This window comes from Escherichia sp. 93.0816 (genome assembly GCF_013368855.2).
Lineage (GTDB): Bacteria > Pseudomonadota > Gammaproteobacteria > Enterobacterales > Enterobacteriaceae > Escherichia > Escherichia ruysiae.
This window is the reverse complement of sequence record NZ_JABWNC020000022.1, coordinates 61,138-71,551: the sequence shown is the minus strand read 5'-3', so window position 1 is coordinate 71,551 and position 10,414 is coordinate 61,138. Positions and strand designations below refer to the sequence as shown.

The 10,414-nt window shown below is 49.1% G+C and carries 10 protein-coding genes; 4 read left to right on the top strand and 6 right to left on the bottom strand.

Annotated features, from left to right (window positions below; all coding sequences use genetic code 11):
* The 3 genes from HEM79_RS18615 to HEM79_RS18605 form a co-directional block, all read right to left on the bottom strand.
* Nucleotides 1-1,687: ESPR-type extended signal peptide-containing protein (locus HEM79_RS18615; protein ID WP_286178627.1), on the bottom strand; the 1,687-nt coding region annotated here is incomplete at its 3' end.
* Between the two features lie 43 nt (nt 1,688-1,730).
* Entirely contained in the window at nt 1,731-2,414 is a 684-nt protein-coding gene (locus tag HEM79_RS18610) for a DUF3251 domain-containing protein (protein WP_176242542.1), read from the bottom strand.
* Between the two features lie 484 nt (nt 2,415-2,898).
* Nucleotides 2,899-3,261, bottom strand: a complete 363-nt coding sequence (locus tag HEM79_RS18605) for a YibL family ribosome-associated protein (protein WP_000665684.1) — start codon at nt 3,259-3,261, stop codon at nt 2,899-2,901.
* Between the two features lie 269 nt (nt 3,262-3,530).
* Between HEM79_RS18605 and yibT the strand changes: the two genes are divergently transcribed.
* On the top strand, nt 3,531-3,740 hold the full coding sequence (gene yibT / locus HEM79_RS18600; RefSeq protein WP_000517102.1) for a protein YibT: 210 nt from the start codon (nt 3,531-3,533) through the stop codon (nt 3,738-3,740).
* A gap of 10 nt (nt 3,741-3,750) precedes the next feature.
* On the opposite strand, the gene mtlR is transcribed toward yibT, so the two are convergent.
* The 3 genes from mtlR to mtlA all read right to left on the bottom strand — a co-directional run bounded on the left by mtlR (nt 3,751) and on the right by mtlA (nt 7,628).
* Nucleotides 3,751-4,338 carry a mannitol operon repressor MtlR gene (gene mtlR / locus HEM79_RS18595; protein ID WP_000247990.1) on the bottom strand — a complete coding sequence of 196 codons (588 nt, stop codon included), beginning with the start codon at nt 4,336-4,338 and terminating at the stop codon, nt 3,751-3,753.
* Nucleotides 4,338-5,486: a mannitol-1-phosphate 5-dehydrogenase gene (mtlD, locus tag HEM79_RS18590; protein WP_176242540.1), complete on the bottom strand. Its 1,149-nt coding sequence runs from the start codon at nt 5,484-5,486 to the stop codon at nt 4,338-4,340. Before mtlD ends, mtlR begins: the two co-directional genes overlap by 1 nt.
* A 228-nt stretch (nt 5,487-5,714) precedes the next feature.
* The gene (gene mtlA / locus HEM79_RS18585; protein WP_000093246.1) at nt 5,715-7,628 is read right to left on the bottom strand and encodes a PTS mannitol transporter subunit IICBA; all 1,914 of its coding nucleotides are present in this window, start codon (nt 7,626-7,628) and stop codon (nt 5,715-5,717) included.
* Nucleotides 7,629-8,164: 536 nt separating this feature from the next.
* Here mtlA and HEM79_RS18580 point away from each other — a divergent pair.
* From HEM79_RS18580 to HEM79_RS18570, 3 genes are all read left to right on the top strand, one after another.
* Nucleotides 8,165-8,527, top strand: a complete 363-nt coding sequence (locus tag HEM79_RS18580) for a DUF3302 domain-containing protein (protein WP_000479617.1) — start codon at nt 8,165-8,167, stop codon at nt 8,525-8,527.
* Nucleotides 8,528-8,529: 2 nt separating this feature from the next.
* Nucleotides 8,530-9,666, top strand: coding sequence for an HlyD family secretion protein (locus HEM79_RS18575; protein WP_176242539.1), 1,137 nt, complete (start codon nt 8,530-8,532; stop codon nt 9,664-9,666).
* A 70-nt stretch (nt 9,667-9,736) separates the two neighbouring features.
* The gene (locus HEM79_RS18570) at nt 9,737-10,345 is read left to right on the top strand and encodes a glutathione S-transferase (protein WP_000766696.1); all 609 of its coding nucleotides are present in this window, start codon (nt 9,737-9,739) and stop codon (nt 10,343-10,345) included.
* Nucleotides 10,346-10,414: the final 69 nt, after the last annotated feature.

Sequence of the window (10,414 nt, the reverse complement as noted above, 5' to 3'; positions counted from 1 at the left end):
TGGTGTTAGTAGCGATGTCTGCCGTGTTAGTGGTGATGTTGTCAGCGTTAATTTGTACATTGTCGTTAGTGGTTTTCAACTGAGAACCGTTAACGGCGTCGGTGCTGTCGGCAGTCAAATCACCGTCTTTAACGTTGGTGATTTTGCTGGTGGCATCGGTGCCGTGTTTGGCAGTGAATACGCCAGCGGCGTCATCCCATTTCAGCGCATCTTCACCGAGATTATTCACCGTATCAGTTAATGTGCTGATATTGGTGGTGTTAGTAGCGATGTCTGCCGTGTTAGTGGTGATGTTGTCAGCGTTAATTTGCACATTGTCGTTAGTGGTTTTCAACTGAGAACCGTTAACGGCATCGGTACTGGATGCGTTCAGCTCACCCGCCGTAACGTTGGTGATTTTGCTGGTGGCATCAGAACCGTGTTTTGCACTGTAGACTTTTTTAAGCGAGTCCCATTGCAACGTATTATCATCGAGACCCTTTAATGCGTCGCCAACATTATTAAAGTTACCACTTTGCAGTTTGTAGTTAGGGGCGTTAACAACCCCGGCAGTACTCACGGAGGCACCGCCGCCCAGACGGTCTGCAACTGACTTACTGATATCATAAAGCTGTGAACCATTGATGGCATCAGTACTGGTACTGCTAATATCGCCTTTTGCCATATGAACAATTTTACGCTGCAGCGTGTCGTTACCTACTGAAACAGTATTATCTTCCACGGCAGTAGACTCTGTGCCCAGAGCAACGGAGTTAACACCGGTTACACTGGACAGGCTACCAATCGCAATACTTTTTTCACTACCAGCATAGCTTTCTTGTCCAAGCGCAATACTGTTTTCGCCGCTTGACTGACTTTTATTACCCAGCGCAATAGAATTTAAACCGTCTGCTTTTCCTGCCTGACCGAAAGCCATTGCTCCAGCTTTGGTTGCATTGGCTCCATATCCAAGCGCAACGGTATTGTCCGCGTTAGCTATGCTGCTTGAACCCAATGCCAGACTATATAATCCATTGGCTTCGCTTGCGGCACCCATTGCAATGGAACCTGTGCTATTGCCCAAGGCGTTTCTACCTAATGCCAGGCTATCGTCACCAGTGGCCTTACTGTCTACCCCTAGTGCTACCGATTTTTCTCCTAATGATGACGCTCTGTTACCTAACGCAACACTTCCTTTATTTTTGGCTCCGGAACCTTGACCTATTGCCACTGCACTCTCACCGCTAGCACTGGAGCCAACCGCTAATGCAACTGTATAGTCGCCAATGGCACTAGCGCCACTGCCGATAGCAACCCCCCTGCTCCCTGTGGCTTTCGATAGCTGCCCCATTGATACTGAACTTTGTCCAGTAGCATTACTGTTAAAACCCACTGCAGTAGCCCCTGCAGCAGAGATTGCATTTACCCCAATAGAAATACTTGCTGTGCTACCGCCTACAGAGGAAGCCTTCGCACCTTTACCAATAGCAATCCATGCATCAGTAAGTTCGGTGCCATCAGAATATGTACCACCATCAAGACTGACAGAAGCACTCGCCCCGAACGACGACATCAGCCCACCGGCAACCAGCGCAGAAATTAACAGCTTGCTGCGACCGCTCTTCTTTCCTCGGCTTTTTGCCGTTTCGCTGGCGACGCTGTAGCTCCCCGTTGCAGGGTTCCAGATAACTTTAAAAATTTTGTTCATTGTTGTTGCTCTCTATTCCTTGATATAAGTGCAATGACTGCATTTATTTTTTGCTTTTTTTCTGCCGGTTATCAGCAGGTGGAAGGTTGTCGAAGTTGATATTTTGCATATTAATAGCCAACTTCAGGTATTTCAGGTTATTGGGAGACACCCCTTTTAACGTTAAGTTAATGTCTTGCCATTGGCCTGGTAATAATTTCAGCGTGGAGTTCATAGTGGTGCTAAATAGCAGCTGTTGCCATTTGGCATATTCTTTTTGATCAGCAGGTCTTTCACCGCCCCAGGTGGCATGAAAACCAATGTTAGAAACAGGTACGCTTAATAAATTAACCAGCGACATATGTATAACGCTGCCATTTTCAGTGGCCTCTATTGATAATATGCGCCCCGCTAAACCCAAAGACCCATTATTCAAAATAAAATATTTTGTTTGAGCTGGGTTAAATTCAGTAAAGACAAAGTAGTCTTGCTGACGCTTAATCTCTTTCACTACCTGAGCCAGCGTTTTTGTACTGTTTATTACGCTAATGTTTTGTTTTTCAATGGTGCTTGTTTTTTTGTCTTGTTGTTCTAATTGTTTTTCGAGTTGATCGATTCTGGCCTTTTGTTCTTCCTGTTGTTTTGTTAGTTCATCAACTACTTTCGTTTTTTCGACGTAATCACAACCTGACAATATCAGCATTGTCGAAGCCGCCAGAACGCTTATAAATAATTTATTCACATTCATACAAAGTTATCCTTACATATCATCCCTGGTGGCGATTTGAACTAAGGGATGTGTCCATTTGTGGTTGATGCTTTTGTGATTTATATGGCTGGCTTTATAATTATTACTTATACATTCATTTTGAAAATTATTTATTAAATTTTAAAATTGTTTAATTGTATTAAGGAGGCGGATTTTAATGAGGTGGGTTATCAGATGTCAAACACTGCATTTAAAGCAGAAAAATAGCTGTAATTTAATATTCACTCAATCAATGTTTGGGGTGGGTTTTTAGAATGTGGATGGAAAAAATAACGGCAAAACTTTTATTTTATGAATGATATCGTCCATTTTCAGACATAGAACTAAACCTTTTACTGATCGCATTTTCAGATTGAGAGCCACTGGTAAAAAACCGACTCTACGAGGAAACAGAGGAAGATAATTGTTACATCCCGCATTTATCTGCAACGCGGGATGTGAGGGAGATATACAGGTAAGAGGGTTAAAACGCTGTTTTTGAGAACCCGGTCATCTCTTGCAGGCCCATTTCACGACCCAGTGCAGTCATCGGATGCACTACGACTAACCCACGGACACTCTTCTTCAGCTTACCCATATCGGCTTGTTCTTTTTTGGTAATCGCGCGCTGGAACGGCATCTTCATCAGCTTTTGCGCTTCTTTACTAAGTTTCTGGCTATGAACTTCACGCAGGCGGGCAATTTCAGCTTCCAGCGTAGCTTTCTCTTTTTCCAGCTCGGCATACTTGTCTGCGGCTTCAACCAGCGACAGTTCGGCCTGCTGGTGGCGGATGGCGTCCAGGCGATCGCTAAGACGTTTAATTTCGTTTTTTTCGACTTCTTTCATGGGATGGCTTCTGATAAAGATAAATTTATAGCCCCTAGTATGCGCGACCAGGTGCTTTGTTCACAACTGATGGCATTGTAATAGTTTTGTCGGGTAACAAATCGTGTGTTCAAAAATAATATAATGTATTGATTAATAAACAATATAATCAGAAGGTGAGGGCAAGCGTTGTGGATTTCGCACGTTTTCCTTAATGTCATTTTTATCGGGTTCTAAACTAAAATCGGCGGTCGCGCATTCCCGGCGCGGGGTAATACGGAGATATTATTATGGGCAAATTAGGTGAAAACGTTCCGCTTCTTATTGATAAAGCCGTAGATTTCATGGCATCAAGCCAGGCGTTCCGGGAGTATCTGAATAAACTTCCCCCCCGTAACGCGATTCCATCCGGTATACCTGAGGAAAGCGTGCCGTTATATCTACAACGTCTGGAATATTATCGCCGACTTTATCGGCCGAATCCGGTAGAGGAGAAGTAAGCGAAAGTACTTACTTTTGAAAGGCTTTTTTTAAGCTGATTTTGGAAATCAGCTCAGTCAGTGAAAGGACCATTGTTGATCGCACAGCCTGTTGATAGCGTTGAACTTGCATCGCATACAAACTGGAGTCTATTGGTTCAAACTGTGGCGGCGGTGGTAGTGCCGCCACGCAATGCAGTTCGCCAAATGGCCCAAGAATTTCATCATCGGTAAATGCGTACTCGTTGCCGTCGTGGTTCAACTCTTCCCGCAGCGCCATTAACAGTTCCGCATCTTCGTATTCATGGCGGCTAATTACGCCAAGCCCATAAATCAGCTTTAAGCGCACGGACAAGTCGCCCAGCGGACCATCGCCGTCGAGTAATGGTTCTACAGCATACTTCACCGCGTAATCGTCTTTGCGGAATACCTGAAGCACCAGAAGATTAACCGCCTCGGTCAGGAGATCGACGGCGGTAATCAGAAAGCTTCGCACGGTTTTGCCAGCATTCAGACGCTCAAGCACACGGTTTTCAAAGGCCTGGGTTTGTTCCATTGTTGCCTGCATATCTGACAATCTGTTATTCGGGCGCAGGGAGTCCTGCGCCTGGTTCACCATTATTGCATTGCGTTATAAGCGGTTACCGCCTCGGTGACAACCTCGCTGTTGGCATCAAGCCCGGAAATGTGCGCCAGCGCAGCCTGCGGGCCTTTGTCGGCAATCAGCGCCGCCAGTTCTTGTGCCTGCGGATCATCTTCACTGCGGAAGTGCATGGCAGCAGCAATACCTTCAATCAGATTTTTGTGCGGCAAGCCATATTCCAGCGTACCCAGCAGCGGCTTGATCAGACGGTCGCCAGCACTCAGTTTACGCAGCGGTTGACGGCCTACGCGCTCAACATCATCTTTCAGATACGGGTTTTCAAAACGACCGAGGATTTTTTGGATGTACGCCGCGTGCTTGTCCGCGTCAAAACCGTAACGCTTAATCAGTACCGCGCCGCTTTCTTCCATCGCCCCTTTTACCACCGCACGGATTTTCTCGTCGAGAATCGCGTCACGAATGGTCTGATGACCCGCCAGTTTTCCAAGGTACGCGGTTATAGCATGACCCGTATTCAGGGTGAAGAGCTTACGTTCGACAAACGCCATCAGGTTGTCGGTTAACTCCATACCAGGAATATTTGGCAGTGCGCCTTTGAACTGGGTTTTATCGACAATCCATTCGCTGAAGGTTTCTACCGTCACTTCCAGCGGATCGTTAGTTGCCGAAGCAGAAGGCGGCACGATACGGTCAACGGCGGAATCGACAAAGCCAACGTGTTCTTCTACCCACGCTTTGGCGTCTTCCGGCAGGGCGTTCATCACATGGCCTTTCAGTTGCGTTGTGCCGCGTACCATGTTTTCACAGGCGATAATGTTCAGCGGGGATTCATTACCTTGCTCTTTACGTTTCACCAGCCCTTTGGCGATTGCCGGAGCAATGCGTTCCAGCACGACCGGGCCAACTGCGGTGGTGACTAAATCAACCTGGGCGATTAAATCCACCACGTCGTCGCCAATGCTGCTGACGGCATTAACGCCGGAAACGGTATCCACCTGCTCGGTTTCGCCGACAACGTGAACCTGATAGCTATGACGGGCATTCAGGGCATCAAGTACCACCTGATTGACATCGGCAAACGTCAGTTGGATACCCGCGTCTGCCAGCAGTTTACCGATAAAGCCACGACCGATATTACCTGCGCCAAAATGTAATGCTTTCATAGTATTAACCTTCATCAATGTTTTTACCCGAGAGGGCTGGGGTGAGGCTTTTCCCTCACCCAAACCCTCTCCGTGAGGAGAGGGGCAGCGCCGGATACGGCGTAAACGCCTTATCCGGCCTACAAGAACGTGCAAATTTAACAAACTGCGCTTTGTTTTGTAGGCCTGATAAGCAAAGCGCATCAGGCAATTAGCCCACCTTCTCCATGTGGAGAGGGTGGGCCTGGATTACTTACGACCTGCCAGCAGTTCCAGCACTTCATCCACGCTAGTGGTGTGTGCCAGACGCTCGATGACGGACTCATCATCCAGTGCGTTGGTCAGGCTGGTGATCACCTGAATGTGCTCGTTATTACGGGCAGCAATACCAATCACCAGACGGGCAATGTCATCTTCTTCTTCACCGAAACGCACGCCTTCCGGGTACTGACAGAACACGACGCCTGTTTTCAGTACGCGATCTTTCGCTTCAACCGTACCGTGTGGCACCGCGATAGACTCACCCAGATAGGTCGGGGTCAGTTTTTCACGATCCAGCATCGCCTGTACGTATTCCGGTTCAACATAGCCGCCTTTCACCAGTTGTTCACCGGCAAAGCGAATCGCTTCTTCTTTGGTTGCCGCTTTGCGACCGAGGAAGATGTTCTCCGCACCGAGCTTAAACAGATTGGCGTTAGAATCGTCAAAGCTGTCTTTCAGGCTGTCTTTCACTTTCACTTCGTTTTCAGTATGGCGCTGGGCAGCAACCAGACGTTCGGTCAGGCTGGTGTACAGGCCGCTGTCGAGGAAGTTGGTCAGAGAAATATGCTGTGCCTGCGGCACCTGACGCATAGCGCGTTCGGTCAGGTCACGGTGAGTGATGACCAGATCCACATCCGGCGGCAGGTTGTTGATCGCGCTGTTAGTAACAGAAATCTGCGACAGACCTGCATCCTGAATTTTCTTACGCAGCACGCCCGCACCCATCGCACTGGAACCCATACCGGCGTCACAGGCAACGATGATTTTACGCACGTGGCTCAGGTCGTTAGTCACATCGCCAGCAGACAGCGGAGTAGCGCCTTTCGATTCAGCTTTCATCTCCTGAACACGACGCGCAGCCGCTTCAATATCGTCTTCTTCTTTCACTTTGCTGGTTTTCAGCAAAATAGCAGAGACAACGAAGGAGACCGCCATTGCCGCACACACACCTGCGATGTTAGCGAAGTATGCACCTTTTGGCGTCATCGCCAGTACAGCAAGGATAGAACCCGGAGATGCCGGAGAAACCAGACCACCGCCCAGGATAGTCAGCGTGAACACGCCAGTCATACCGCCGAGGATAACGGCCAGAATCAGACGCGGATTCATCAGCACATACGGGAAGTAGATTTCGTGGATACCACCCAGGAAGTGGATGATTGCCGCACCGCCCGCAGACTGTTTCGCACTACCGCGACCAAAGAACATGTACGCCAGCAGAACACCCATACCCGGACCCGGGTTCGCTTCAATCAGGAAGAAGATGGATTTGCCAAGTTCATGGGACTGCTGAATACCCAGCGGCGAGAAGATACCGTGGTTAATGGCGTTGTTGAGGAACAGGATTTTCGCCGGTTCAACAAAGATAGACGCCAGCGGCAGCATGTCATGGACAACCATGAAGTTAACGCCCGCAGCCAGCATTTTGGACAGGGCTTCAACAATCGGGCCAATGCCGAGGAATGCCAGAATGGCGAGGATCATCCCGATGATGCCAGCGGAGAAGTTATTCACCAGCATCTCAAAACCGGATTTGATCTTACCGTCTACCCAGCGGTCGAAGTGCTTAATGCACCAGCCACCCAGCGGACCTGCAATCATAGAACCGAGGAACATCGGCATGTCTGCACCGACGATAACGCCCATGGTAGTGATAGCACCAACCACGCCGCCACGTTCGCCACCTACCAGCTTACCACCGGTATAACCGATCAGCAGCGGCAGGAGATAAGTGATCATCGGCCCGACCAGCTTCGCCAGCGTTTCGTTCGGTAACCACCCTGTTGGAATAAATAACGCGGTGATGATACCCCACGCGATAAACGCGCCGATATTTGGCATCACCATGTTGCTGAGGAAACGACCAAAGCTTTGCACTTTGATCTTAATATCGGATGACATAAAAACACCCCTTCTTATGTTTGCTGTCGCGCAGGCTGGAAGCCCGAGGTTTTTTGTTAATGTGGCGGCAGAGGTAGCCGGACCTTGTAGATACTGCGAAATCTGGCACTGAATCGGTTAACTGTCCAGTCGACGGCCTTTTGTGTGATATCAGTCACATAAATATAGGGGGTAGAGAGGTAATTGACGTGATGTGCATCACAAAACACTTGTGTAAAAAAGCAACAAGGCGGCGATTTTCGCTAAAAATGGCATTAAAATGTGAATAACGTCACATTTTAATTTTAGCTGTTTGTTGAATTATTGTGATCTTAATCACAAGATATTTTCTTCGGTAATTCACCTGGTGTGATCTGCAGCATGTTCTGACTTTGCCTTAAGACCGTTTTGTAACTGAGCAACTTATCGCCTTTTAAAATTATCCTTCGGTGTGATGGCGAGATTGGCAAACGCGGATTAATGTCAAAGTATCAGCCTGACTCCCTTCCGGCTGCCAGCCAAAAAACAACACTGATAAGCGTGAATCCGAGGCAGATATGTTTCTAAACTACTTCGCGTTGGGAGTGCTGATCTTCGTCTTTCTGGTGATTTTTTATGGAATCATCGCGATACATGACATCCCCTATCTGATTGCCAAAAAGCGCAACCATCCCCACGCCGACGCTATTCATACGGCGGGTTGGGTAAGTCTGTTTACCCTGCATGTAATCTGGCCGTTCTTGTGGATCTGGGCAACGCTTTACCAGCCAGAGCGCGGCTGGGGAATGCAGTCACATACTGCGTCGCAAGAGAAAGCGACTGACCCGGAAATTGCCGCGCTTTCTGACCGTGTTTCCCGGCTGGAGCACCAACTTGCAGCCGAAAAAAAGACTGACTATTCCACGTTCCCGGAGATCTGATTATGGATCTGTTAATTGTTTTAACTTACGTGGCGCTGGCGTGGGCGGTCTTTAAAATCTTCCGCATTCCGGTGAATCAGTGGACGCTGGCGACGGCTGCGCTGGGAGGCGTGTTTCTGGTGAGTGGTTTGATTTTGTTGATGAACTACAACCATCCTTACACTTTTACCGCGCAAAAGGCTGTGATAGCGATCCCCATCACGCCACAGGTGACGGGAATTGTTACTGAAGTCACTGACAAGAATAATCAGCTTATTCAAAAGGGCGAGGTGCTTTTTAAGCTCGACCCGGTTCGTTACCAGGCGCGAGTAGACAGACTCCAGGCTGATTTGATGACGGCGACGCATAATATCAAAACGCTGCGCGCGCAGCTCACTGAAGCGCAGGCCAACACCACCCAGGTTTCAGCGGAGCGCGACCGTCTGTTTAAAAATTATCAACGTTACCTGAAAGGCAGCCAGGCGGCGGTGAATCCGTTCTCGGAACGTGACATCGACGATGCGCGGCAAAATTTCCTCGCGCAGGATGCGCTGGTGAAAGGCTCGGTGGCGGAGCAGGCGCAGATCCAGAGCCAGCTCGACAGCATGGTCAACGGCGAGCAGTCGCAGATTGTGAGCTTAAGGGCGCAATTGACCGAAGCGAAATATAACCTTGAGCAAACTATTATTCGCGCGCCGAGCAACGGCTACGTTACTCAGGTGCTGATCCGCCCAGGCACTTACGCGGCAGCTTTACCGCTGCGTCCGGTAATGGTCTTCATCCCTGAGCAAAAACGGCAAATTGTTGCCCAATTTCGGCAAAATTCATTGTTACGCCTGAAACCCGGTGATGATGCGGAAGTCGTATTTAACGCGCTGCCGGGGCAGGTATTCCACGGCAAACTGACCAGTATTTTGCCGGTGGTGCCTGGTGGTTCGTATCAGGCGCAGGGGGTGCTGCAATCGTTAACGGTCGTGCCCGGAACGGATGGTGTGCTGGGAACCATTGAACTCGACCCTAACGCTGATATCGATGCCTTACCCGACGGCATCTACGCCCAGGTAGCAGTTTACTCTGACCATTTCAGCCATGTTTCGGTGATGCGGAAAGTGCTGCTGAGAATGACCAGTTGGATGCATTATCTTTATTTGGATCATTGAGACTTATGTCACCTGTGTTTTGCGCGAGCCTGAGCCATACTGATATTTTTCCTCGCACAAAGGACATGGCATGAAACTTATCGGTAGCTACACCAGCCCGTTTGTACGCAAACTTTCTATTCTGTTGTTAGAAAAGGGCATAACTTTCGAATTTATTAATGAACTGCCCTATAACGCGGACAACGGCGTGGCGCAATTTAACCCGTTAGGGAAAGTGCCGGTGTTGGTGACCGAAGAGGGCGAATGCTGGTTTGATTCGCCGATCATCGCCGAATATATTGAATTAATGAATGTCGCTCCGGCGATGTTGCCGCGCGATCCGCTGGAGTCGTTGCGAGTGCGTAAAATTGAGGCGCTGGCAGATGGCATTATGGATGCCGGGCTGGTGTCGGTGCGCGAACAGGCGCGTCCGGCGGCGCAGCAGTCAGAAGATGAACTGCTACGCCAGCGGGAGAAAATCAACCGTAGCCTGGATGTGCTGGAAGGATATCTGGTCGATGGCACACTCAAAACCGATACGGTCAATCTGGCGACTATTGCCATTGCCTGTGCCGTTGGATATCTCAATTTCCGCCGCGTTGCGCCGGGCTGGTGTGTCGACCGCCCACACTTAGTCAAACTGGTCGAAAACTTGTTTAGCCGCGAAAGTTTTGCCCGCACCGAACCACCAAAGGCTTGATGCGCGATATGTCCTCCTGACCCATCTCACGTTACAATCCGTGGTTATGTTAAACGCCCTTCTCCGTGT

What these genes read in the sequence shown, in the direction of transcription:
- HEM79_RS18610 (WP_176242542.1), bottom strand. Translation starts at nt 2,414, where the DNA reads ATGAATGTGAATAAATTATTTATAAGCGTTCTGGCGGCTTCGACAATG.
- HEM79_RS18605 (WP_000665684.1), bottom strand. Translation starts at nt 3,261, where the DNA reads ATGAAAGAAGTCGAAAAAAACGAAATTAAACGTCTTAGCGATCGCCTG.
- yibT (WP_000517102.1), top strand. Translation starts at nt 3,531, where the DNA reads ATGGGCAAATTAGGTGAAAACGTTCCGCTTCTTATTGATAAAGCCGTA.
- mtlR (WP_000247990.1), bottom strand. Translation starts at nt 4,338, where the DNA reads ATGGTGAACCAGGCGCAGGACTCCCTGCGCCCGAATAACAGATTGTCA.
- mtlD (WP_176242540.1), bottom strand. Translation starts at nt 5,486, where the DNA reads ATGAAAGCATTACATTTTGGCGCAGGTAATATCGGTCGTGGCTTTATC.
- mtlA (WP_000093246.1), bottom strand. Translation starts at nt 7,628, where the DNA reads ATGTCATCCGATATTAAGATCAAAGTGCAAAGCTTTGGTCGTTTCCTC.
- HEM79_RS18580 (WP_000479617.1), top strand. Translation starts at nt 8,165, where the DNA reads ATGTTTCTAAACTACTTCGCGTTGGGAGTGCTGATCTTCGTCTTTCTG.
- HEM79_RS18575 (WP_176242539.1), top strand. Translation starts at nt 8,530, where the DNA reads ATGGATCTGTTAATTGTTTTAACTTACGTGGCGCTGGCGTGGGCGGTC.
- HEM79_RS18570 (WP_000766696.1), top strand. Translation starts at nt 9,737, where the DNA reads ATGAAACTTATCGGTAGCTACACCAGCCCGTTTGTACGCAAACTTTCT.